A 25,439-nucleotide genomic window follows, 5' to 3' on the forward strand; every position below is an offset into this window, starting at 1 on the left:
GTTCCGTTATCTGTTCCCGTTCCGCCTCCTGGGTTTCCTCCCGTTCCGTTATCTTTCCCTGTTCCGCCTCCTTGGCTTCCTTCATTATTGCCTGTTGTGTTTTCCATTTTTTTGATAATAGGTTTTTTAGCATTGTGTACTAACGGCATTATGCCATACTGTGATTTATGAACCACATTTTCCACCTTGCTATTTTCCGTTTGTGTTCCTTTATCTTCTTTATTAGGTTCTTCTTTCTCAGGACTAGTTTCTTTTGTATGAGTCCCACTCAATTCCCATTGCCACATTACAGGAGAGAAAACATCTATATTGATGTTTGGATCTTTTAACTTCACATGCAGATCAATCTTTATATCCCCTTCATTACGAGGAGCTATTGTAATTTCTCCTGCTTCGCTTTGTAGAAAGTCACTTGTACGATCCACATCATCAATATATAAAGCTTCTGTACTTCCATCTAATTTAAATTCTTCTGGAATCTTTATCTTCAAAATTTGCGGCGATTCCATTTTAATTACTTTCGCAGTATCACTAAATGTAATTCTCTCTGTATAAAGTCTATCCTTCACTTCTTTAATTGCGTTTCCTAAAGATATTTTATTTACAGGATCATAATAAAAATTATTTTCTTTATTATATTTTTTTGTAAATTGAATTACATTTTGCAGTTGTAATTTCGTTGCATCTGGTAAATCACTTTGACCGATTTCTTCCATGTTTAAACTAGGTAATTTCGCAATTAAATTCTCGATTTGTTTCTTTATTCGAGCATCTGGTTGTTTCATTAATGTATTTATGAAGATTTCTTGCTTTCCATCATTCGACATAGATTGCTTTAACTTCTTAATTACCGTCTCTTGAATATCACTTTCTAACTTTCCAGCAAGTTCTGTATCATATTCAGATACTTGTTTTTTTACATCTGCTAAATATTTTTGAACTGCTGAAGCATCAGTTAAAATATTTGGTTCTTTCTCTGAAAACGTAAATTGATTTGAAATACTTTTATTAGCTGATTCCAATGCACTTAATTGCTTTAAAGCATCGCCTGTATTCATATCATTCATATATTGATTGAATTGATTTGTGAAATTATTCGCTAACAAATTGTTATCAGTTTGCATTTTTTGAAAGTTATTAAAACCATCTAAGTACGTACTGTTAGATTTATTCCCTTCATCTAACGCTTGACCGAAACCTTTTAAAACATCCTGAAATCCTTTGAAACTATTAACAGAAACACCTGTATAATCTTGTACTGTTTTAAATTGATTTGTGTAATTTGCTAACGGACTATGTATATCTTTTTTATACATAGTTGTTTGAACGTTTCCTTTTTCAATTATTTTACCTATATTATCTTGTGCACCTTGTAGCTTACCGATAATACTCGCAAAATAAACGTCGATTATTTGCTTATTGAAATCTTCTAAAATAACAGAAGCTGTATTTTCTGCCTCAGCTTTCAAATCCTTATTCCCAGTTGCATTTACTTTGTAGTTTAACGTTAATTTCTCCGGAATCTCTGAATCAATCGCAACTGCTTTCCTAGAAAAATCATTTGGAATAACAATCATCATATTGTAATTATTATTTTTCAATCCATTTTCTGCTACCCCGCGACTAACTACGTACCATTCTTGTTTCGTATTTTTATTTACATTTTTAACAAATTGATCTCCAAACGCTATTTTATTGCCCTCAAAAACAGTGCCCTGATCTTCATTTACCAACGCAACTGTCATTTTTGGTGTAGTATTCTCATTAGCTTTCTTAACATTTTGATTTAATGCTAAATAGGAGACCCCTGTTGATAGTACAAGAGCTAAAATAATAAACAACAAGATGCTCCATTTGAACTTTTTCACAACTTATCACTCCTGCGACTGCGAGTCTATCTTATGAAAGACTTCGTATCTTACTCTAGTTTTAAAGTAATTTAGCCATACAACGTATGGTTGCATGGCTAAATTATATATTTCTTTTTATCTGTCTTATTGTAGACCGAAATTACGAGAAAGATCTTCGTCATGTCTAGCAACAGCTTCTGCAGTTTTATTAAGCTGCATATTAATTTCTTGTAATAACTGTGCGAAGTTTTGTACTTTTGGCTTTAATTGATTGAACTGTTGGTCAAAACCTTCGAAAGCACGACCTTCCCATTCTCCTCTTAATTCATTTTGTAAGTTTTGTAGTTGACGTAAAATGTCCTCAATTTGATTTGCACCTTGTCCATATCGAGTAGCTTTCGATTTAAGTTCCTCTGGTGACATACGAATTTGTCCTGCCATTATTAAATCCCCCTTAAAATTTAAAAATAGTAAAATTAACCAATAATCAATTCTACAAATTGATTATATCAATAATTTAAAAATTTCTAAACAAAAAAATGATATTTTTCCAAAATTTATCTTTTACTATAATAACGATATATTGTATAATAGTAATTTATTTATTTTTTAAGCATACTCTATCAATCTACTATAAAATAAAGGCAAACCATCTATTTTATATATTTATAAGGACTTATTGGCTTTAAATTCCAGCGATAAAGTAGCCACTAAATCATTATTTTCTCTTCTCCCATTCCGACTATAATACTCACTTCAAAGTCATAATTACCTGCCTTTCAACAAACCCAAACTCTTCGTACATCTCTTTTGCAAAATTCCCAGCAAATACATTCAACCTAATTTCTGAATACTTCTCCTTTAATTCCTTAATACCAGCTTCCATCAGTTCTCGCGATAATCCTCTCCCGCGATATTCTGGGAAAACGTACAATTCATATATAAATCCAAGTTTTTCACGAGAAAAATAGTCTGTATTTTCCCCTATTAATATCCATCCCATTACTTTATTTTCTTCTTTAATGATTAAATAGTATGCTCCTTTTTCTACAATCGGCTTTGTAATTTCAATCGCTTTCTCGGTACTTAATTGACAATTCCCTCTCGTCCCTTCAAAAAGCGATTGAGCCGCATATTTTAATATTTCATTGGTATCTTCTTGATTCGCCTTAATTATCATTTTTCACAACTCCCCTTGAATAATAGGCATTACTATCCCTTGTTCAAGATTCTCCGCTTCCATAACAATTGCCGTTAATCCTTGTTCTGTACTTGTTTCATGAAGCTCTCCCTTCTCCCAAAACACAGCTTGTCCCGCCTCTATCTTTACCTTTTCCTTATTTGCCCCACACACATATCCTACTCCGTCCACAATAAGAAGCAGTTGAGATACAACTGCTTCATGACATCCGATTATTCCATTGGCTTGTAAATGCATAGCACCGATATGTACATTTCCTTGATGGTTTACTATTTTCGACATGATGAAATTAGATTGAAATACTGATAAGTGCTTTCCTACTTTTTCACTAAAATCAAAAGTTTTCATTACTAGTCCTCCTTATACGTATAAAACCATCCTTACTGTCTGCATCATATGTCCTTCAAAGTCTTCTTCAAATTGCTCTAATTCAGCAAAACCTTTCGCTTCATAAAAGCGTTTTCCTTTTTCATTTGCAGCTTCTACATGTATGTACAATTTCCGTATCCCATTTAATGCCTTAATCCCTCTTTGTAATAAAGCACTTCCGATCCCTTTTCCTTGCTGATCTGGTAACAAATAAATTGCCCCTAATTCTGCTTCGTTTTGTAGTCTAACAGGTGAAAAGTTCGCAAATCCTATTACTTCTCCCTCTTCTTCCGCAACGAATAAATGTGTATTTTTAAGGCGATATTTCATTTTTTCATCAGAATATGCCTCGTCTAAAAAACTATCTTGAATCTCTCTCGGGATAATGCCTTCATATGTATCATGCCAAGCTATTTTCGCTACTGATTGTACAGCCTGAATATCTTCTTGCTTCATTTCTCTAATTATATATGTCATCTCGATGTCTCCATTCTCTTTAAATTATATTCTGCTAATATACTAGAAGAAACGGCAGAACCATTTTCATAATTGACCTTAATTAATTTTAACTTTTCAATCGAAGCTGTTGTAACATCAAAATTCTCATATATATACTCCATCACACTTAAAAAATGAGTTGAATTCAAATGATTCGCAATCGTACAATGCGGAACCCATTTTCCTGGTACATAATATGAATTTGAATTATCATGAAAAGTTTTGAAATGATCATGATAAAAATGATGAAGTCTCAATAAATCATCGGTAACAGTCGGCGCTAGAAAAACCGTACCGTTAGTAGGAAAAGTTCCAACAGAAGGAAAAGTGACTGCAGACATGTTTTCTTGAATAGCTACAAATTAACATCCAACTCATTATAATCCGCAATCGTTATATGAGGTTCTACTCCAGCTAATTGATTTGTTCCAATTACATTTGTTAATTTATTTTGTAATTCTGTAATTTTATTAGTAAACACACGATCAAATGTAGCAATGATAGCGTACAATCTTTCTCACCCCTTCGTTACACATAGCGCTTCCCATTCTTCACGAATCATGCCCATTCGAATAGAATCATAGTATGTTCCGTTATAATAACGACACTTTCGCATTCTACCTTCTAAGCTCATTCCTATTTTCTCTGCTACTTTCATCATTCGTTCATTGCCAGACCAAGTCGTGATTCCTACTCTACCAATCTCCATTTTTTCAAATAGCAAATCTCTATATAATTTCAATGCTTCTGTACCATATCCACCATTCCAGTATGTTGGCTCATAAATCACAACTCCCATCTCTAACCAACGCGTCATTTTATATTCCCAATAAAACCCGACTGTCCCAATGATTTGACCGTTATTTTCTATAATTAAATTTGACAGTGGTTCTTCTTTCAAACGATTTTGCATCTTCTCTTTATAGGAAGAGTATTCTTGCATTGAGAACGGGAAATATGGCGCATCCCATTTCTTCCATTCTGGGCTTTCTTCTTTAAATATGATATTCCATAATGTTTTTATATCCGATTCTTCTATTGTACGAATTGTAACTTTCTTCCCCTTTAATACAACGTTTTGCATAATTCCCTCCTGCATTCCTCTTTATTTCATATATAATTATAATGTTTTTTCAGAAAAATCAAAACTAATATCATATATTATATTGTATAATTTTGTTATTAGATACTAATTATTGATTTAGAAAGCTGGTGATTCAGTGAATAATCGATTTAGTATTGCTTTATTTCTCACTATTGTTACCACAAATATTATTCTATATTTCTTCTTACCATCAAATATTGTTACGAAATGGGACTTCAATGGAACGCCTACATCAACAATGGATAAAAGCACTTTTGTAATCGTAAATATAATTATATATTCCTTCTTATTCTTTATATTTTTAGCTTTATCTAAAGCAGCGAGTAACCAGAAATTTCTCCATTGGATCGGCAACACAATATTACTATTCTTATTTTTTGTCGATATTGTCATCGCCCTCATTGCTCTTGGCTTTTCACTCCCTCTTGATCATTTCATATTTTTAGCATTAGGGCTTTTATTTATATTAATAGGTTATTTCAGTTCCAAAATTGATACGACTAAATCAACCGTTTCATTAGACTGGAATGATAAGCACCTTGAAAAAAGAGCTTCAAATATTAGTAGTATTTCAATGATGATAGCAGGGATTTTTTTAGCGATACTTCCTTTTATCGTTTCTGCTCCCTATAGAGGTTATGGCATACTAGCAATTCTTTTAGGAATGACGCTTATCATTCTGCCGACTACGATTTATTTACTTATTAAAGACAGCAAGCAGTCCACTAATTTAAAAGGTTAATTGAAATATGTGATTGTAAAATAGGTAATAAAAAATAGGAGGTTATCCCCTCCTATTTCAGCTCAATATATTATTTCCCTTTTTATTCACCTCAAGCAAAATCCCTTTCTCTATCCAACCCTCTACGCCATCTTTTTTAATTAAATCATATCCTGAACAGCTATCATCAATGAGAGAAACGATATCTCCCTTCCTAACGCTTATTTGCGCACAAGAAATATCGGTTTTCACTGTATATTCACCTGACTCAAGTTGTTTCATATATTCATTTTTTACAGTGAGCAAATTATTCGTTTCCTTTTGCTTACATACGGTGTAATCTTGCATCTTCTCGATAGGCTCTATGTAATAATACGGATATGTCACTCCGCCCTGCATTTCTGAATTCGCATTAAAATCCGCTATTACTTCATACTGTGGGAAATAGTCTACATATGTATAAGAAAATGTATCGCCCGTTTGTTTCCTCTGAATAATAAATGCATTTAATTGTCCTGCTTCTTTAATTGCATTTCCTCCATCAATTGCAATAATTTTTTTCTCCTCATCAATAACTGGATTGTTAGACGGTGCTTCTTCAGAATAGTTCACGACTGGCCAATGACCAACTATTACATACTTATTTGCTTTATGTGATTTATAAAAAAAATCCGGCATTGCTATCGCATTTTTGCGCTCTGTTTCTTTCCAATCTACTCTATCTTCTAGCCCTGCATGCACAAAAATATAATCTTCTGTTTCAATCGCTGTTGGCAACTCCGTTAGCCAATATAGTTCTTGTGAAAATTCACTTAGCAATGCTTCTTTCACTTCACGAATTGAAGTACCTTCATGAACTGAAAAATCCAATTGCTCTAGCCATTCATTAAAAATTGAATGCTTCCTCGTACATAAATAATTAATAAGACGAGGATTTTCATTTAGAAGAGCATCAACTAAAACTTCACAATTCCCTTCAACAACGTGAACCTTTGAATTGTTCTTTACAAGATTCATAACGTAGTTTACTACACCTACGCTATCTCGTCCTTTCTCGCAAAGATCTCCATTAATAATTAAATAATCTTCATCTTTAAAGTTAACTTTATGTAGTGCTTCTTTTAAAAGATTTAATTCTCCATGAATATCCGATATGACAATAACTCTAGCATCATTAGGGATTGATAGTTTCTTTATTTTTTTCAAGTATAAGCGCTCCAATCATTCTCTTTATTATTACTTAAAACAATTCGATACAATAACACTATATAACCTTTTCAAATACATATACCATAACTTACAACCTATTTACGGTTCAATAATAACTTGAGAAATAATAATAAGAAGAAGCTGTTCCCAACTTTTCGAGACAGCTTCTTCTTCTTATTTATAATTCTTTATGAAAAGAATAACTCACCTTATCATACCCTTCTCTTTCATAAAAACGATGAGCATCAATTCTTGAAAATGCTGACGTGAGGGTGATAGACTCACATCCGTTTTCCTTTCCCCAGTTCTCTATATACGAAAGTAATACATTTCCATGTCCTTTTGAACGATGTGCGTCTGCCGTTACAAGGTCATATACGAAAACGTGCTTCTTATTATAAAAGTTCGTACAAATCGCTACACCTGCAAGGCTAACAACTTCATCATCTTCATTACGCAGCGAGAATAGTTTATAATTTTCTTCTTTCATATTTCGAAATAAAGTGCCTGTTTCCTCTTTTGAAAGTTGTGTTCGTAATTGCTGTAAAACAGGTAATACTTCATGTAATTGCTCTTCTGTTACTACTTCTTTAACATTCATTTTTAACTCTCCCTTAACTATTTATTTAATTTTCTAAATGTTATATCATTATTATAGAAAGTGACTGCCCTTTACTTAAGTGGCAGTTTAAGTATTTTTTATAAGGTCAGTTTTAAAGGAGAGTTTTATATGGATTTTACTATCCCATTGCAATTACAAAGTAACACACCTATTTACTTGCAAATTTACGAATATATAAAAGCTGAAATTATACAAGGGACTATTTCTGTTGGCACACGTCTACCCTCACACAGAAATTTAGCATCACAACTTAATATTAGCCGCATTACTGTTGAATCAGCTTATCAACAATTATTAGCTGAAGGTTATGTAGAAAGTAAACCGAAACGTGGTATTTTTGTAGCAAATTTCGATATTGACGTTATCCCAAATAAAAAACGAAATGCAGCAAAGAAGACGAGCAATTTGATAGACGAAAAATTCGAATACGATTGTAGCCAAGGGCTTATTGATCAAAATAAATTTCCGATTACAAATTGGAAACGGGCATTACAAGAATCCATACTTACATACGAAAATGCACTATTTGCCAAAGAAGACCCTCAAGGTGAATTCGCTCTTCGAGAGCATATATCAACATATTTATATCATTCTCGCGGTGTACATTCTTCACCTGATCAAATTGTGATCGGTGCCGGAACGCAGCCACTTCTCTGGTTACTACTTCAACTGCTTGGCCCTACAAAAGAATACGGCATTGAAAACCCTGGATTTCACCGTATACACGCAATCATTAAAAGCTGTGATAGACAAATCCATCCCATACCATTGGATGAAAAAGGGATTAATATTTCTAGCTTATACAATACAAATGCCAATGTCGCATACGTTACACCATCACACCAATTTCCACTTGGGATTATTATGCCTTTACCTAGAAGGTTAGAATTGTTAAAGTGGGCTAATGATTGCAATGGATACATTATTGAAGATGACTATGACGGAGAGTTTCGCTACGCTGGTAAGCCGATTCCTTCTTTACAAAGTCTTGATTCAAATGAACGCGTTATTTATATGGGGACTTTCTCAAAATCTTTTTTACCTTCTTTACGAATGGGATATGTTGTTTTACCACCACATCTTTTAAAAATATATCAAGAACTGTATGGAATTTTTAAACAAACAGTGGCTACAATACAACAACTTGCTTTTGCTAACTTTATACAAAGCGGGAATTGGGAACGTCACCTTAATCAGAGTCGTACACTATATAAAAGAAAACATCATGCGTTAGTAAAATCCATTATGAAAGAAATGGGGGCTAATGTTCAAATTCTTGGCGAACAGTCCGGACTTCATATTGTTTTATGTGTACATAACAGTATGAATGAAAATGAACTGATTGAATCCGCTAAAAAACAAAGCGTTAAATTATACCCACTTTCTCCATATGATTTCATGAATGATTTACGCAAGGAATCATATGTATTACTCGGTTTTGGTAGTATTCCGGAAAATAAAATTGAGACGTTGGCTACATTATTGAAAGACGCTTGGTTCCCTAGTTGCAAGGAAACTTGTTAACAGTGGGTTTAACTTGTAACATACTAACAATTCAACAAAATAAAAAAGAAGGTTGTTCCAAAATAACTTTTTGGACAGCCTTCTTCTAGTTACTCACCTGACCTAGCTTTCCTTCCCGGACGTTTCACACCAGTCGTTTCTGTTGAATAGGAAGCTTCAATTATAGCGGTTGGATCTACAGAGAGAACGAGATCTTTCATTTTCGGATAAATGAATCGGTTTGTAATGCAATAAATGATTCTCTTATGCTCCCCTAAAAAACCACCTTCTCCATGTAGATACGTAACAGATAGTTGCAATTCTTTCATAAGTAAATCGCCTATTTCTTTATTCTTACCAGAAATAATCATAACGCTCTTACCTTGATTAATACCATCTAATATAAAATCAATCATCTTCGTAACAATATAGAAAATTGCTAATGAGAACATCGCTTGTTCGATTGAAAATAAAATTGCAACAAAGATGAAAATAACTGCATTTACTGCAAGTAAAAATGTACTAATTGGTACATTAAAGTGTTTATTCATCCAAACTGCTAACATTTCCGAACCGTCAATTGCTCCACCCATTTTAACAACAATCCCAACACCAATTCCGAACAGCACTCCACCATAAAGTACAATTAATAACTCAGAAGTCGTAATTGCTGGAAATGGTTTTAAATAAATTAATCCGAGTGTTGTAACTACATTCGCATAAGATGTACGGATAAAAAATTTCTTTCCCATTACTTTTGCAGTAAATAATAAAATTGGGATATTAATTCCTAAGAAAACGCCATAAAGCGGCAATCCTGCAACTTTATTTGCCATAATAGCAATAGCCGTTACCCCGCCATCTACTAATCCATTAGGTGCTAAAATAAGCTCTAATGAACCTGCTACTATAATTGAGCCAATTGTTAATAATACGTATTCAAATACTTTCTTCATTCATTACCCCCAAAGCTTATATATTTTCTTAGTATTATTTTAACGTAATTTTTCTGCTAAGACAAAGATATCAGTTTATATACACAAAAGTTTCACCTTTATCGCTATTTTTATGTAACACATTTAGCGCGTAATACTAGAAACACACTTACCAATTAAAAGTAAGTGTGTTTTTAACATCTATTTAATCTTTACGTACGGCTTCATTTTTAATTCAAGTATTTCCTCAACTGCCCTTTGATATCCACCAGCATTTCTAAGCGACTCTCCCACTTTACGACTATTTTCCTTAAACGTCACATCATCCATTACTTTCTTTACAGTCTCACATAACAATTCAGAAGTTAACTCATTACGATTAAGTCTTATGCCTGCCCCTACTTCAGTCAATCGTTTTGCAACGAATGGCTGATCTCCTGTTACCGGAATTACAACTAATGGAACACCGTAATATAACGCTTCACTCGAACTATTCATACCACCATGTGTCACGAATACATCAGCATGCTGTAAAACTTCTAATTGCGGGACATAATTATACAACTTAAAGTTTTTCGGGATATTTTCAAATTGACTTATATTTATCTTCTTACCAACGACTAATACGACTGTCGCATCTACATCTTTAAACGCTTCAAAACACTTTTCATACAGAGCAGGTTGCTCATTAAAAACTGTTCCCATAGAAATGAAAATTACTTTTTCATTTTTTAAATCTTCAGTAGGAAAACTCCCCACTTCTTTTCGAGTAGCAATTGATGGACCTACAAATTTATACGATTCATCAAATACATCTGAACGCGGCTGATATTCTTTTGAAGTATATACAATCGTAATATCACCAGGATGGTTCATAATATCATACATACTAGTACATTTCATTCCATACTGCTTATTCCATCTTTCCATTCCCGCTAAACAAGATTGATATAATGGATTCATTTCATCTACTTGTCTCGATTCTTGCCCATCATGAAAATTAATGTACTGATTAACAGCAAACGTTGTACAAGATGAAACGCTTGGTAATTGTAAAATATTCGCTATAATACGTCCTACTGGAAAATGATTATCATATATTAAATAATCGTATTTTTCCTCTTTTGTTTCCTCTACAATTTGAGTAACAATACGCTCTGATGCTTCAATCATATGAGATAGCATCGTCAAAGGGCTCCCACCTTCATTTACTCGTTCCATAATATTAATTTGAGAGAGAAAATTCTCAAACACTCGGAATTCCGCACCTGTTGCTTCAACCTTCTTTCTATAATCTTCAATACAATAAGAAACAACTGTTTCCCCTCGCTGAATTAACTCACTTACAATAGCTAAAGTCGGATTAATATGACCTTCCCCAGGGAAATTTATTACGAGTACATTTGCCATAATATTCTCTCCTATCCATTTAATATAATAAAATTAACAATTAATTATATTAATTAATTTAAATCTATTATAAATGAATGCATTCTACTTCTTCATGCTTTTCTCTTCATTTTATTATTGAGAAATATTTTCAATAGTCTACATTATTATGATTCACAATCTTATAAACGAATGCTTAATTCTACTTTTACTCTTCATAGCTTTAAAGATACGAGCTTTACATTCAAATACTATCACTCTGTTTTTTTTGACAATTCACACAAAAATGGAGAAATATAATATTTTTAATAAGTTCTCACTATAAATGTAACTATGATTTCAATTTTTTATCTTTATCCCCATAACACATCACCTGTTATATAATAAATTTATAGAATTTACAGAAAAAGAGGTCTTTTCATGTTACAACAACTATTCAATTCACCTATTCTATCCGTTCAAGCCTTGCACCCAGGTTATGAAGATCATGCAAGTGATGTTTTTCTCGTTCAAACAGAAGATACAGAAGTTATCGTTCGTGCTTCTAAAATGAATGAAGAACCAAATAATGATTTTTGGTGGGGATGTAAAAATTTATTTGGAATTGATCCAAGGAACGTCCATCATTTAGAAACGGTACATACATTGCTGCAAGAACATACGAATCTTCCTATCCCAACAATATTAGAAAAACATGTTTTAAATGGCCGTGAATTTGTGGTGGTTGAAAAGTTAGTAGGTAACACAGTTCAATCTTTTATCGAGCAACCAGATTCTATTTTATTCAGCCTAGGAAAAGGACTTGCAGAAATACATAAATTTAAAGCCGATTTCATAGGAAATCCGTCAGGCACGTTCCAAGTTCCACTAGATGAATTCCAATCACATATTTTAAACGTAAGTAAAGAGCTTGTGAATATGTTTTATTCTGATGATGAAAGCATACAAAATGCATTCCCTACCTTTGAATCACAACTTTCTTCCCTGTCCGTACCAAAGGAATCTACACTCGTCTTAATTGATATGGATCCTACTCAATTTTTATCTGACGGTACAACTATTACGGGTTTAGTAGATACTGAAGCTTACGCTGTTGCTCCGCGAGAGCTTGATTTTATCGGACTAGAATATGTACTTACCGAAAAAGAAGCACATGCCTTTCAAAGTGGTTACGAAACAATTATGTCTATTCCTCACTTAGAAGAATATAGACAGCCTTATCGTTATTTATACCGACTGTTATCTGTGCAAGGTAATGTGGAATTAAAGAAATGGTTAAGTCACCCATCCTATTTTTAAATACGAATGAGAGGGATTATACAATGGATATTCGGAAAAAGCGTTCTGTAACAGAAAGTGAAATACAGCAAATGAAGGATTTGGCTTATATTTGTGGGCAACAAGACAACCTTGATTACTCTTCAGATTTACATATCAACTTTTTAAAAAATCGAAATGAAGATTATATAAACGATTTTCTTCTTTATAACGGCACTCAATTAATTGGCGCTTTAAATATGTATGATTTTGAAAGACCAACAAAGCTTGAACTAATAGGCTTTGTACATCCTCATTTTAGAAAACAACGTTTCGGAACTATCCTTTTACAAACTGCAATGAAAGAAATACAAAATAGAGAGACAGATGAAGCTCTTCTTATTATCAATGGGGATTCTATTTCTGGGAATGAATTTGTAAAACATATGAAGTTACCATATTTATATAGTGAATATAGTATGGAGTTCAAGACAAACGAACTTCAAAAAACAACAGATAATAATATACAGCTTACTCTTGCAACTTCAGAATCACTTCTTGATCTTATTGAAATTTCTAGTAAAGCTTTTGGTGATTCAGTAGAAAATACGGCTACATGGTTACAAAAAATGATGACTTCACCTTCTCATAAAGTTTACAGTGCTCTTGTCGATAAAAAAATGATAGGAACGATTACAGTTACTGAGCAAGATCATTCTACTATATTATCAGGATTCGCTGTCCACCCTTCCTATCAAGGTAAAGGCTACGGTAAAGCTATTTTAAACTATATGACACATAAGCTCTTCACAAATGGTGCTACAACAATTGAATTACAAGTTGAAACAAAGAATAACAATGCTTTGAAGCTTTATACACAATGCGGTTTTGAAATTATGATGAAGCATGATTATTATAATTTAATGAATAGCAAGGAGAATATTTATGTCTAAAAAACTTATTTATTCTAATTATGATATTTTCGCATCTATTTATAATAAACATTGGGGACATTTTTCTGAACACTCCTATCCAGCTTTTGAACAACTCGTTTTACAATATGCACAACCACGTTCTCATATTTTAGATCTTTGTTGCGGGACTGGTCATCTTACTAGGAAACTACTTGATCATAATTTTGTAGTAACTGGTATAGATGGTTCTACTCAAATGATTGAGTATGCACGTAAAAATGCGCCAGATGCAACCTTTATCGTCGATGACGCTCGCTATTTCAATATAAATGAGCAATTCCACTACGTCATCTCTGCCGGTGATAGTTTAAACCATATTATGAATTTAGATGAACTAAAAAGTGTGTTTCAGAAAGTTTACTCCGTATTACATAACGAGGGTATATTCGCATTTGATATGAATATGGAAAAAGGATTTCTTAAAAACTGGATTGCTTCATTTCATATTTCAGAGAAAGAATATGTTTGTACGATTGATTCTACATATAATAATGAAAATAAAAAAGCAGAAATGAACTTTATACTATTTCACCATGACATAGATAATAATTGGACAAGAAGTGACTTTTCTTTTGAAGAAGCTTGTTATTCCAATGAAGAAATAATTTCTTCATTGGAATCCGTAGGTTTTAAGAACATTCAATTCCACGGTACAAATAGAGCATTTTTCACTTGCCAAAAATAAAAAAACTGAATCGAAATGATTCAGTTTTTTCTTAATATATTTACAACTGCAGTTGTTTCGTCATTTTCTTTATAGACACGCGGAATTCTTCTATCTAGCATACATGTAACTTCATAGTTTATTGTACCTAACATATCCGCTATTTCTTCTACTGCGATATTTTCTTCACCTTGTTTACCGTAGAATACTACTTCGTCTCCTACTTGTACTGGCATCGCTTTTGAAACATCCAGCATTAACTGATCCATACAAACACGGCCGATAACAGGTACTCGAATCCCGTTAATTAACGCATAGCCTTTATTAGATAATTGACGATTATAACCATCAGCATAACCAATTGGTACAGTCGCAATCCATTCTTCACCAGTTGTTACATACGTATTCCCATAACTTACACCGCGATTCTTCTTCGCATGTTTAATATGAGCTACTTTTGATTTTAACGACAACGCAGGCTGTAAAGAAACGATTGTATGATCCACTTCTTTTGACGGATACATACCGTATACTCCTATTCCAACGCGTACCATATTTTGAAATGTGTTACTTAATTCCATTGATCCTGCACTATTTGAACTATGAATATATGGTATTTGAATTCCTAATTCTCTCGCTGTATTAACAGCTTTTTCAAATAAACTTGTTTGCATATTCGTATATGATTTATCGATTTCATCTGCCGTAGAGTAATGCGTAAATATCCCTACTACCTCTACATACTCCATACGGTTTAATTCTTCTAAAAATGGTTTAACCTCTTCTTCTTGTAAACCGATACGACTCATTCCTGTATCAATTTTCACTTGAATTTGTACTTTCTTTTGAAGACGGTTTGCAATTTCATTTATACCATGTAAATCTTCTACTCTATAAACAGTCATCATAACGTCATATTGAATTACATCTTCTACAGCCGCAACTGGTGTGTATCCTAAAATTAAAATCGGCACAGTAATTCCTGCTTCTCTTAATTCTATCGCTTCATCTACAAATGCAACTGCAAGTTGATTTATTCCTGCTTCAATTGCAGCTTTGGCAACTTCAACTGCCCCATGGCCATACCCATTCGCTTTTACAGCAGCCATCATCTTAATTTTTTCATCATTTACATGTTTTTTTAATTCGTTTACATTATGTTTTACAGCATTTAAGTCAATTTCTACAATTGTATCTCTTCCATATTTCAAACTCATTGGTCTAACTCCTAACTCAATAATTGCATTCCATTCTATTTCACGTTTCATATGACCTTTTACAATATAATACTTTTCATTATGCTAGTCAAACTACTAGAATTTTCGGAATTTTGAGTATGATATAATATCCTCAAGAAACTATTATATACGGAGACGAGGAGAATTACAATGTTTGTTCAATCTGCATTACATCAACTAAAAGTTGCTATTGATACTTCTATTGATATGCTTAACCAATATAGTGAAAACGATTTAAAAATACAACCGATTCACTCAAAACGATCATTATTTGAAATGTATGCACATCTTTCTCTTATTTGTCATGCTGATTTACTCATTTTAAATGGTATTTCAGAAAAAGAATTACATACCTTTTATATAGAACATACGCCCGTAACAGTTGCTCACATGCAACAAACGATGATTGAAGGATACAACCTTCTCTCTAAAACATTTCTTTCCTACTCCCAAATAGAATTAGCAGAAGTTATGACTGCCTATTGGGGGATTTCTTATTCGCGCTTTGAATGGTTACTTGAAATCGTTGCACACTTTTATCATCATCGTGGACAAATTCATATTTTATTATGCGAGCATATGAAAGATCCTCGCATTCCTTTATTTGAGTGATTTTCCACTCATTCATTAATTATAAATAGAGAAGCTACAAAACCAATAAAAAGTATCATTCCTAATAAAATAAATGTTTGAGCATAACCTCCTATTTTCATAAGATAAATAGAAATGATAGGCCCTATACTAGTACCTAAAAATAAAATAAAAGTATAAATAGATACCGCTATTCCCCTTGCTTTCCCTCCTAATTGACCTACAAGAGAAACTAAAGACGGAACGGATATAGCAATACCTATTACAAAACAGACACTCATCATTACAAGTAGAAATAGATACGAAACAAAGCCCATTGAACTTAGACTAAAAATAGCAATCAACAATCCTCCTTGAAGAACTTTCCTTATTTCAAACCTCTTTGTTAAACGACCTGCAAGTGGTGACAGCAACATACCAAACAGCCCTGCTAAGCGAAAATAAAGGATTTGTTCCGCAGTTAAATTGTAAGTAGGAGAGCTCAAATAATTCCCTAAAACAGTATACATATTAACAAAAGCCATTAATAAAACGAATGCAATTATATAGCTTAATACTAAGCTTTTATTTGTAAAAACTTTACCCATCTGTTTAATTGGTCCCAAAATATCAGTATAGGATTGAGACGTCTCTCCTTTCGGAAGAGAATAATAAACCCATATAGCAGTACTTATATAGACAATGCTAAGAAGAAAGAAAACCATATGCCATCCAAAATGCTGACTAACAGCAGTACTTATTACCTGCCCTACAATTCCAGCTACTAAAAAACCGGTACTAACAAACCCTATTGTTGTAACCCTTTTTTCTACTGGGAACATTTCTACAACGTAGGCTAACGCTACTGGAGAAAATGTAGCTGCGGCTATCCCCTGTATACCTCTAAAAATAACAAGCCAAAATAAACTATCTACAAACCCTAAGCAAAAAGAAACTATCGACAGTGCAAGCAATCCAATAAAAATCACTTTTTTTCGTCCATATTTATCAGAGATTGCCCCAAATAACAAACACCCTATAGCAAAGCCAACAGAAAATATACTTCCTGTAGCTGCCGAGTGTGTTAATGACGTATTAAAAATGTTTGAAAATAGAGAGATTAAAGGTATTGTTACATATAGGCTAGACATAACTACCATACCCGACCAACATAATACAGCTGTCATTATTGTATAATTCTTTTCACTATTTACTTCCTTTCCTATTTCCATCATAAACTCTCTCCCTTATTACCATTTATTTTTATTAGTTTAAAACCTCTAGATCACTAAAATAGCATTCCTTTAACTCTTATTTATTTTAATTACATAGCAAAAATTATCACCGTGCAAAAAGTTAGTTAAACATATAATAAGGTAAGCTAATTATATGTCCAAATAAATAAGTTGATCTTCATAATCAACTTATTTACCTACCTTCTCCTAATTTCACCTGCATAGTTGCTTGCATTTTATTTAATAGCTTTTCTAAAACTTGACGCTCTTCTTGATTAAAGCCATCAACTAACGAAGCGCAAGATAACCAAAAAGTTGGTAAAGAATGTGTAACTAGTTCTTTTCCTTTCGGAGTAATTTTCACCTTTAATCTTCTTCGATCTTTAGAATGGTGGAATCTTACGATTAACTCTCGTTTCTCCATCCAATCTAATAAGCCAGTGACAGAAGCACGTGTAATCCCTAATCGACTCGCAATATCCGAAGGACTCATGTTCACTTCTTCCCCATTCGCTTCCATTTCACGCAAAATAAACAATAGTAAAAAATCTAATTTACTCTCTGAAATACCAAGTGGAGCTAAATCTACGTCAACAGCATCAAGAACATTATCAGACGTCCATAACATTAACAAACCAAGTTTTGCTGCGATTGGATCCGTTTCCGCTGATGCTGTCTTTTTGATTAACTCTGCGTACGGCTCAATCCCTAAAGGAAGAGAATCTTTTCTTGAATCCATTCATCTTCACTCTCCTTTCTCGTTAAATAATTAGCTTACCTAATTACTTTCTCATTATACTCATATTTTTCCTTTTATTGCAAGCACATTGTTGAACAAAAAAATCCTATTATTAAAACAGGATTTTTCACACTGACTAGCTATCAGTTTTAAATAATGCGTAACTTCTTTAAGGCATAAGAAATTCCGCCTTCACTCGCCTTCGTTGTAACGAAATCAGCCCTTCTCTTCAACTCCTCTCCACCATTTCCCATCGCAACTCCTAATCCTACATACTGCAACATCTCAATATCATTTCCACCATCACCAAAAGCAATGACTTCTGATTTACTAATATTTAAATGTTCCAATACTTTTTGAATTGCAGTTAGCTTCGATACTTTACTATCTTCCAATACATTTATAACGTAACCATGAAAACGGTCAAACGTAAGTGCTGGATATCTTTCAATGAATTTTTGAGCTTCTGCTTCATCGGCATACAGACATATGCAATACATCTCATCTGACAAGTTTTTAACTTTGTCAGGATACCGCTCTAAATTTAAAGTTTCATTTAACGCTCGTATGACACGTTCATCTTTGGAGGCAATATCATTCATTGCAAATTCTTCTGTAAAGTAAGAAACACTGTGACCATGTAATTCAGCAAAATTTGAAATATCATGAACGATTTCGCTTGAAAGTACTGATTTATGTATAACTTCTTCCCCACATTTTATATGTGCACCATTTGCAGAAATATACGTATTTATGCCTAACCCCTTAAATTGTGAGCATAAACTATATGGTCTCCCTGTTGTAACAACTACGTGAATCCCCTTATCTATTAATCTTTGTACCGCTTCTTTTGTACTTTCGTGCATACTTCTATCAATCTCGCTTAAAAGCGTACCGTCAACATCAAAAAATGCAACTTTGTACATAAGTCTTTACATCCCGTCCAAATGATTCGTATCATTAATGAAATGCACCGTTTTTTGTTCACCCTCAATTTCAATTAAACTTATTCCCGTATCTCCCATTTTGAAATAGTAGTCCATTGAAATTGGCATATTGAAAAATGCACGTAATAGACTATTAATTACGCCTCCATGGGCAACAATCGCAATTCGATCATATGTATTCTCTGTCACAATTTTAGAAAAAATCCCTTCTATTCTCATTCGAAACTCAATAAATGACTCTCCGTTTTCAAAACGGTCATGAAGAAACTTTGGTTCTGGATATTTCTTTGCTTCTTCAAATGATAAGCCAGCTTGTATTCCATTATTAAACTCCATTAATTCCTCTTCTAATTGAATTGGACAACCAATTACTTCTGCTAATGTTTCACCCGTTTCACGAGCACGTTTTAATGTGCTTGCCCAAATGAAATCTGGTGCAAAATCTTTTTTCACTTTCTGTACAAGTTTTTGTACTTGTTGTCTCCCTTTTTCAGTTAACTCAAAATCAGCTCGTCCTTCATGCACATGTAAAATATCAGCTTCTGATTCTCCGTGGCGTATTAGTAGTATTTGCATGTTTCTCTCTCCCTTTATTTAACATTCATAAAATTCCATTATATCACATTTTAAGATTTCAAAATAAAAAAGGAACGGTCTCCCGTCCCTCATCCATTCACTTTTTCCGCATCATTCCAATAATATTTACTAAACGCTTCTGTTAACACATCAATTGTGTTATATAATTCATCTAACGTATTATCAACACCACCAACTTCAATTAACATCGCATTTTTCGATAAATCTTGGTTATAAACGCCATTTCCATCTTTTTTATACTTTGGAAAAATCCCTCTACTTAATCCGTAGTAGTTTTCATCTAAATAACTATTGATTGCTCTTGCAATTTTTTCATTTTCAGCACGCCTTTCATTTTCCATCCCAATTATAAAATATAATCTTGCATACGATTTCCCGTTAATTACTTTTGTTGTTACTTTCTTACGCTGGTCATCACGATGTATATCAATCGGAAACGCAATTTTATTATTTTGTGCTAATGCTTCTTTTACATATTCATGAGACGCTTTATATGACTGATACCATACCCACTTTTTACTCGCTAATAAATCACCCATATTCGTTTTATCGTGAATTACTGGAATTCCTTGCCCCTCAAGTTGTTCCTTCATACGTTTTCCTAGTAAGGACACATTTACATCTGGGCTAGATGGATCAGTTGCCCCTGGTAATAATGGAAAGAAGGATTCCCAGCTATGTGTATGATAAATATATACTGCACTCTCACCTTTTTTCGCTCCGTTCTTTTTCTGAACCGGATTATTCTTTTCCGCTTCTGTAACTTTATCTTTTGCTACTTTCCGCTCTTTCGTTACTTCTTCAATCGGTACACTAGATTCATTTGGGATATTCGTCAAGTTTGTCCCTTCCCCAGCTACGATAATGTTAGAATAATACTTTGACATACCAGGTACTTCTTTACCGACAAATGTTCTTAAATCTTTAATCTTCAAATCTGTCGCAATAGAGAACATTAAATTCCCAACTGACTCTCGTTTATTCTGCTTAAAATAATCAAATCCATAATAGCGATTCTCACTTTCTATCATTTGAACAAAACCTTGCATCGATACTTTTCCAAACCATTGATTTGCATAATTCGATTTCATTGTATGTAAAAGTGACGTCAGAATCGACGCTATCATAATTACTATTAGCGCATATAAAAGGAGTAACGAAATTAGTTTCTTCCCATGTATTCGAGTTGCATACTTTTTCACTGCATCACCTTCTTTATACATGGATATGTACAAGCTTTTCGGAATATACGCACAAAAAAAGAGAAATGGTATCCCATTTCTCTTCCTCACTTTTATTGTTCTTTTCCTGTATCATTTGAAGGTAGTTTCTTCGCTTGTTTTTCTTTAAATATTTCTCCAATTGCCCCAAGAGTACCAAGTGTTTCAATTGCATTAGACGGAATAAAGACTTTATTTGCTGGTCCTTTTGCAACTTCTTCTAATGATTCAAATGATTTATAAGCAAGTATACGTTCATCTATATTCGCTTCACGAAGCAATTCAATACGGTTTTGTTCTGCTTTTGCGATTTCTTCAATTGCTCTTGCTTCCCCTTGCGCTTCTAATTCTTTCGCTTCTTTTAAACCTTCAGCTTCGCGAATACGCGCTTCTTTATCCCCTTCAGCCATCAAGATTTTACTTTGCTTTTCCCCTTCAGCGCGAAGAACTTTATCTTGTTTTGCTGCTTCAGCTTCTAAAATAATCGCACGTTTATTACGCTCAGCCTTCATTTGTTTTTCCATTGATGCTTGCACATCTTTTGGCGGGTTAATATCAACAACTTCGACACGTTCAATACGTACGCCCCATTTTTCTGTTGCTTCATCAAGCGCTAAGCGGATTTCTGTTGAAATTTTTTCACGACCAGATAACGTTTCATCTAGTTCCATTTTACCGATGATTTGACGCATCGTTGCTGAAGTAATATTACGAACACCATATTCATAGTTTGAAATACCATATGTCGCAAGTTCTGGTTCAACAATTTGATAGAAAATAATTGTATCAATTTCTACTTGAACATTATCTTTCGTAATTACCTTTTGCGGTGGTACATTCGTTTGTTGAATACGTAAGTCATGATATACACGGACACGATCTACAATTGGTATTAAAATATTTAACCCAGGGTGCATGATACGTTGAAACTTACCAAATCTTTCAACAACCCCAACTTTTTGCTGAGGAATAATTTTAATTGTTAATGCGATAAATGTAACTACAATTAGTGCGAATATAATCGTTAACGTTAATGCTACCATATTTATTCACTCTCCTTTTTCACTTGTAATATAGTACTATGCCTCTTTATAACAACGACTTTTTCTCCAGCATCAATTGAAGAATCTGCAATAGCTGTCCAAGTATCTCCATCCACCTTTACAATACCATTCGCTTCATTTGTAATCGCTTGCATAACAATCCCTTTTTTACCAACAAGCATATCTACTGTATCAGTAAAACCTTTTGCTTCTCGAAAGTTTTTTGAAATTCTTTTCGTAAAGAATGTCAAAGTTAAACTTACAATTGCACCAACAGTAACTTGTAACAGTAGTGCATCAGGAGCAAACAAAGCAATAAGACCTCCGACAACAGCCCCAATTCCAAGCCAAAGCATGTAAAATGTAATCGACAACATTTCTGCGATAAATAAAATACCAGCTATTATAAACCAAATTACCCAAGCAGCCATATGCAACCCTCACTTTCTTTCTCATTTTCTATATGTATATGAAGAAAAGAATGGTTTATCCGCCCTTTCTTACACTTGGGCGTTTGCTACAAGCTATTGTACATACTCACTGTTACAATGATTATTAATATAATACTATATCAATATATTCTTCATTATACATGAAAATTCCTTTCAAAAAGTGACAAAAAATGAAATTCTTTAAAAATTTTAATTTTTAAACTACAATTATTCTAATTACTAAATACTATTTTTTAGAGGTGGTATTCTTATTGAAAAACCAGTCACTAACTTACTACTTAGGTTCCAAAATATGCATTACTCTTGCTGACATCGTATATGTAATGATTATTACAACTCATATTTATATAGCAACTAAATCAGCTACTATTACTGCTCTTTTTCCACTATTACAAGTTATCACAAATCTAATTGCTAACATCTCTGCACCTCTTATAGTAAATCGTTTTCCACCTTATACGTTGTTATATACGCTACAATGGCTAAAAACAGTCTTTTTACTATTATTAATGATTTTATTTCCGGTCTTATCCACAAATATTATAGCTCTATTAACTTTTATTTTTTTCATTTCATTATGTAGTGGATGGAGTGCTCCATTACTATACAGCATTCTTCCGCGCCTTACACCAAAAGAAAAATTAGTAAAAGTAAATAGTATCTTTTCCTTTTCAACACAAATTGCGCAAGCCGCCGCTTATTCATTTACGAGTGTTATCGTTCTTCTCATTGGCGCTACATCTACACTCATGATTAATAACATGTTGATGATTTTTGGATGCATTGCATTACACTTTTCATTACATACCATACATACTGAACGAATAGCAGACCCTCCCTCTTCAAAAAGTACTGCTTTATCGGAAGGTTGGAAACTCTTATTTCAAAATCCTTCTCTCCGTACCGTTACATATATGGACTTAATTGAAACTTTCGCAGGGACAATATGGATTGGTGCTATTACAATGGCATATGTTACGTCTATTCTTCATAAAAGCGAAGAATGGTGGGGATATATTAATACAAGTTATTATGTTGGTACGTTAATCGGTGGTCTATTAGCATGGAAAATGAGTTCCTATATTCAAAACAATTTAATACGATCCATGTCGATTGGCTCTCTTATGTTTAGCATTCTTACATTTTTATATGGTATGACGAGCAGCGGATTTATTGCGCTTTTTCTATGTGTTCTAATGGGACCATGTTATCAAATTAGAGATATTTCTCAAACGACAGTTTTACAATCAAGTGTCGCCCCTTCTTTATTATCAAAAATGTATACAGCACATGGCGCCCTTCTTTCAACAACTTCTGGTCTTTCTATGCTTAGCGTTGGCATTATTACTGATATGTTCGGTGTCCGTACAATTTATATAATCGCTTCTATTCTTATTTTATGTTCCGCTTGTTTATCTTTCAGTTTATTAAAATATTATAAACCAGAGTAGAATAATCTATCACTGTAGTCAACACAGCAAAAAGGACAGGAATTCCCTGTCCTTTTTGTTTATTCTGTTCATGACAAGTTCGGGATTTTTCTATGTTTTGTCGCCTGTTCAAAAGCGTAAGCTAGCTTAATTAATATCCCTTCACTAAAGGCAGTACTTGCAATCGTAATTCCAAAAGGTCTCCCGCTTTCCATATACCCTGCTGGTATTGCTATAGACGGATAACCCGCTTTCGCACATATAGTAGAACCTATATAGGAAGGAAACAGTATCGCATCAAGATTATATTTTTCCAATGCAAAATCAATGCCTTGTTCTTGAGAAAAATATATATCTTCTAATCTCGCATTTAAATATTCTGGATTTCGTAACGTATTAGGAAAATCTTTTCTTCTCTCTAACTTAGTTTGTCCATATTTTAAAGCTCTTTCTGCTATGTTTGCATTAAACTCCATTAACTCCGAAATAGAATGTACCGGAATAGTAGAAGGTAATTTAGAAAGATAGTTATCTAAACTATGCTTCAGTTCATAAAGCGGAACTCCCCAACTCCATTCTCTATGAAAAGAAGGAATATCAATATTCTCTACTACTGCCGCTCCCTCATTACGTAATACTCGGATCGTTTCTTTAAACAATTTTTCATCATACTCACCATTTTCGTAATAATCTTTTGGTGCGTCGTTAAACACACCAATTTTCGCTCCATTTAAACCATTAGCATCAAGGTAAGATGTATAATCCTGATATGCCCTACCTTCACTTTTACGAGTTGCTACATCTTTCTCATCCACTCCAGTTAAGCTCCCTAGTAAAATAGCGACATCTGTTACTGTTCTAGCAAATGGTCCAGCTGTATCTTGCGAATAAGTGAATGGAATAATTCCTCTACGACTAATTAGACCGACAGTCGGTTTAATGCCAACTACAGAGTTTTGAACAGCGGGGCTCAAAATAGAAGCATCGGTTTCTGTCCCAATAGATACTACTGTAAAGTTAGCGGCAACTGCTATCGCAGAGCCTGTACTTGAGCCCCCAACAAACATACCATCCTTACCCGTTCCGTATGGATTAATTGTTTGACCACCTCTTGCACTATATCCAGCCCACATTTTAAAAGACATTGCATTTGCTAATTCTGTCATATTCGTTTTTCCTATTATCACGGCCCCTGCTTCTCGCAGTTTAGTAACGAGAAATGCATCTTCACTACTTATATTTTGTTCTAGAGCAATCGTACCTGCACTTGTATGCATGGAGTCATTCGTTTCAATATTATCCTTAACCAAAACAGGTATACCATGTAGCGGACCCCTTACACCCTTTGTCTTTCTTTCATGATCTAACGCTTCTGCAATAAAAATAGCATCTGGATTGATTTCTAAAATTGAATTGATTTTCGGTCCGTCTTGATCATACTTTGCGATTCTATAGAGATAATACATCACTAGCTCTTTTGAAGTTAACTTTCCAGATTCCATTTCATTTTGAATATCTTGAATTGTTAGTTCCTTTTTTAAGATTGGATTAAACTGAATTTCCATTTATATTCTCCCTTATATGAACTTTTTTAGCGTATACCCCTTACTTTTTCATTTTTTCACCTCAACACATCCTAAATTAATATCCCTTTAAAGAAATTCAATTTCC

Annotated in this window: 26 protein-coding genes and 1 pseudogene; 7 read left to right on the forward strand and 20 right to left on the reverse strand. The window is 33.5% G+C overall.

All coding sequences use genetic code 11. The features are described 5' to 3' along the window. The 7 genes and pseudogenes from esaA to MR167_RS19295 all read right to left on the reverse strand — a co-directional run. On the reverse strand, positions 1-1,868 hold a 1,868-nt coding region (gene esaA / locus MR167_RS19265), incomplete at its 3' end, for a type VII secretion protein EsaA (RefSeq protein ID WP_242315260.1). Between the two features lie 126 nt (positions 1,869-1,994). Continuing rightward, positions 1,995-2,291 (reverse strand): WXG100 family type VII secretion target, encoded by a 297-nt coding sequence (locus MR167_RS19270; protein WP_000918601.1) that lies wholly within the window; start codon positions 2,289-2,291, stop codon positions 1,995-1,997. Positions 2,292-2,601: 310 nt separating this feature from the next. Further along, on the reverse strand, positions 2,602-3,030 hold the full coding sequence (locus MR167_RS19275) for a GNAT family N-acetyltransferase (protein WP_000584237.1): 429 nt from the start codon (positions 3,028-3,030) through the stop codon (positions 2,602-2,604). Between the two features lie 3 nt (positions 3,031-3,033). Then, positions 3,034-3,399: a cupin domain-containing protein gene (locus MR167_RS19280; RefSeq protein WP_000846433.1), complete on the reverse strand. Its 366-nt coding sequence runs from the start codon at positions 3,397-3,399 to the stop codon at positions 3,034-3,036. 12 nt (positions 3,400-3,411) lie between these two features. Beyond that, a complete protein-coding gene (locus MR167_RS19285; RefSeq protein WP_000221053.1) occupies positions 3,412-3,897 on the reverse strand; it encodes a GNAT family N-acetyltransferase in 486 nt (161 codons plus the stop codon). Next, positions 3,894-4,429 (reverse strand): annotated as a pseudogene (locus MR167_RS19290) (2'-5' RNA ligase family protein). Before MR167_RS19290 ends, MR167_RS19285 begins: the two are co-directional and overlap by 4 nt. Positions 4,430-4,435: 6 nt before the next feature. Continuing rightward, positions 4,436-5,002 (reverse strand): GNAT family N-acetyltransferase, encoded by a 567-nt coding sequence (locus MR167_RS19295; protein ID WP_001181851.1) that lies wholly within the window; start codon positions 5,000-5,002, stop codon positions 4,436-4,438. Positions 5,003-5,138: 136 nt separating this feature from the next. On the opposite strand from MR167_RS19295, the gene MR167_RS19300 reads away from it, so the two are divergent. After that, positions 5,139-5,765 carry a DUF1648 domain-containing protein gene (locus tag MR167_RS19300; protein WP_242315261.1) on the forward strand — a complete coding sequence of 209 codons (627 nt, stop codon included), beginning with the start codon at positions 5,139-5,141 and terminating at the stop codon, positions 5,763-5,765. Between the two features lie 57 nt (positions 5,766-5,822). On the opposite strand, the gene MR167_RS19305 is transcribed toward MR167_RS19300, so the two are convergent. Both MR167_RS19305 and MR167_RS19310 read right to left on the reverse strand, forming a co-directional pair. Continuing rightward, positions 5,823-6,950 carry a metallophosphoesterase gene (locus tag MR167_RS19305; RefSeq protein ID WP_242315262.1) on the reverse strand — a complete coding sequence of 376 codons (1,128 nt, stop codon included), beginning with the start codon at positions 6,948-6,950 and terminating at the stop codon, positions 5,823-5,825. A gap of 181 nt (positions 6,951-7,131) precedes the next feature. Continuing rightward, positions 7,132-7,554, reverse strand: coding sequence for a GNAT family N-acetyltransferase (locus MR167_RS19310; protein WP_001101124.1), 423 nt, complete (start codon positions 7,552-7,554; stop codon positions 7,132-7,134). 129 nt (positions 7,555-7,683) lie between these two features. On the opposite strand from MR167_RS19310, the gene pdxR reads away from it, so the two are divergent. Next, on the forward strand, positions 7,684-9,099 hold the full coding sequence (gene pdxR, locus MR167_RS19315; protein WP_242315263.1) for a MocR-like pyridoxine biosynthesis transcription factor PdxR: 1,416 nt from the start codon (positions 7,684-7,686) through the stop codon (positions 9,097-9,099). Between the two features lie 89 nt (positions 9,100-9,188). On the opposite strand, the gene MR167_RS19320 is transcribed toward pdxR, so the two are convergent. Together MR167_RS19320 and MR167_RS19325 are read right to left on the reverse strand one after the other, a co-directional pair. After that, positions 9,189-10,034, reverse strand: a complete 846-nt coding sequence (locus MR167_RS19320; protein WP_000755126.1) for a YitT family protein — start codon at positions 10,032-10,034, stop codon at positions 9,189-9,191. A gap of 180 nt (positions 10,035-10,214) precedes the next feature. Further along, positions 10,215-11,423, reverse strand: a complete 1,209-nt coding sequence (locus MR167_RS19325) for a macrolide family glycosyltransferase (protein WP_242315265.1) — start codon at positions 11,421-11,423, stop codon at positions 10,215-10,217. 399 nt (positions 11,424-11,822) lie between these two features. Here MR167_RS19325 and MR167_RS19330 point away from each other — a divergent pair, with 399 nt between their 5' ends. From MR167_RS19330 to MR167_RS19340, 3 genes are read left to right on the forward strand one after another with little or no spacing between them, the layout of a single operon-like run. Then, entirely contained in the window at positions 11,823-12,701 is an 879-nt protein-coding gene (locus MR167_RS19330) for a protein kinase family protein (RefSeq protein WP_000941370.1), read from the forward strand. A gap of 23 nt (positions 12,702-12,724) precedes the next feature. Next, on the forward strand, positions 12,725-13,612 hold the full coding sequence (locus MR167_RS19335) for a GNAT family N-acetyltransferase (protein WP_000354633.1): 888 nt from the start codon (positions 12,725-12,727) through the stop codon (positions 13,610-13,612). Further along, a complete protein-coding gene (locus tag MR167_RS19340) occupies positions 13,605-14,318 on the forward strand; it encodes a class I SAM-dependent methyltransferase (RefSeq protein WP_000038499.1) in 714 nt (237 codons plus the stop codon). The genes MR167_RS19335 and MR167_RS19340 overlap by 8 nt, the downstream gene beginning before the upstream one ends. Before the next feature lie 20 nt (positions 14,319-14,338). Here the strand turns inward: MR167_RS19340 and alr are convergent, their stop codons facing one another. Next, positions 14,339-15,514 carry an alanine racemase gene (gene alr, locus MR167_RS19345; protein ID WP_242315274.1) on the reverse strand — a complete coding sequence of 392 codons (1,176 nt, stop codon included), beginning with the start codon at positions 15,512-15,514 and terminating at the stop codon, positions 14,339-14,341. Positions 15,515-15,685: 171 nt separating this feature from the next. On the opposite strand from alr, the gene MR167_RS19350 reads away from it, so the two are divergent. After that, positions 15,686-16,147 carry a DinB family protein gene (locus MR167_RS19350; protein WP_000497993.1) on the forward strand — a complete coding sequence of 154 codons (462 nt, stop codon included), beginning with the start codon at positions 15,686-15,688 and terminating at the stop codon, positions 16,145-16,147. An 8-nt stretch (positions 16,148-16,155) separates the two neighbouring features. Here the strand turns inward: MR167_RS19350 and MR167_RS19355 are convergent, their stop codons facing one another. The 7 genes from MR167_RS19355 to MR167_RS19385 all read right to left on the reverse strand — a co-directional run bounded on the left by MR167_RS19355 (position 16,156) and on the right by MR167_RS19385 (position 22,317). Next, on the reverse strand, positions 16,156-17,337 hold the full coding sequence (locus tag MR167_RS19355; protein WP_033668968.1) for an MFS transporter: 1,182 nt from the start codon (positions 17,335-17,337) through the stop codon (positions 16,156-16,158). Positions 17,338-17,533: 196 nt separating this feature from the next. Then, positions 17,534-18,079 carry a MarR family winged helix-turn-helix transcriptional regulator gene (locus tag MR167_RS19360; protein WP_000378334.1) on the reverse strand — a complete coding sequence of 182 codons (546 nt, stop codon included), beginning with the start codon at positions 18,077-18,079 and terminating at the stop codon, positions 17,534-17,536. Between the two features lie 149 nt (positions 18,080-18,228). Beyond that, on the reverse strand, positions 18,229-19,005 hold the full coding sequence (locus MR167_RS19365) for a Cof-type HAD-IIB family hydrolase (RefSeq protein WP_098829247.1): 777 nt from the start codon (positions 19,003-19,005) through the stop codon (positions 18,229-18,231). Positions 19,006-19,011: 6 nt separating this feature from the next. Further along, positions 19,012-19,602 carry a histidine phosphatase family protein gene (locus MR167_RS19370; protein ID WP_001166447.1) on the reverse strand — a complete coding sequence of 197 codons (591 nt, stop codon included), beginning with the start codon at positions 19,600-19,602 and terminating at the stop codon, positions 19,012-19,014. A gap of 89 nt (positions 19,603-19,691) precedes the next feature. After that, positions 19,692-20,897, reverse strand: coding sequence for a stage II sporulation protein P (spoIIP, locus tag MR167_RS19375; protein WP_374058747.1), 1,206 nt, complete (start codon positions 20,895-20,897; stop codon positions 19,692-19,694). Positions 20,898-20,917: 20 nt separating this feature from the next. Continuing rightward, entirely contained in the window at positions 20,918-21,886 is a 969-nt protein-coding gene (locus MR167_RS19380; RefSeq protein ID WP_000226256.1) for an SPFH domain-containing protein, read from the reverse strand. A 2-nt stretch (positions 21,887-21,888) separates the two neighbouring features. Next, the gene (locus MR167_RS19385) at positions 21,889-22,317 is read right to left on the reverse strand and encodes an NfeD family protein (RefSeq protein ID WP_000741974.1); all 429 of its coding nucleotides are present in this window, start codon (positions 22,315-22,317) and stop codon (positions 21,889-21,891) included. Between the two features lie 272 nt (positions 22,318-22,589). Here MR167_RS19385 and MR167_RS19390 point away from each other — a divergent pair, with 272 nt between their 5' ends. Next, on the forward strand, positions 22,590-23,789 hold the full coding sequence (locus tag MR167_RS19390; protein WP_000795939.1) for an MFS transporter: 1,200 nt from the start codon (positions 22,590-22,592) through the stop codon (positions 23,787-23,789). A gap of 68 nt (positions 23,790-23,857) precedes the next feature. Here the strand turns inward: MR167_RS19390 and MR167_RS19395 are convergent, their stop codons facing one another. Further along, on the reverse strand, positions 23,858-25,333 hold the full coding sequence (locus MR167_RS19395) for an amidase family protein (RefSeq protein ID WP_242315267.1): 1,476 nt from the start codon (positions 25,331-25,333) through the stop codon (positions 23,858-23,860). Positions 25,334-25,439 lie beyond the last annotated feature (106 nt).

This window comes from Bacillus cereus group sp. BfR-BA-01355 (assembly GCF_022663675.1).
In the GTDB taxonomy this organism is placed as follows: Bacteria; Bacillota; Bacilli; order Bacillales; family Bacillaceae_G; genus Bacillus_A; species Bacillus_A thuringiensis_S.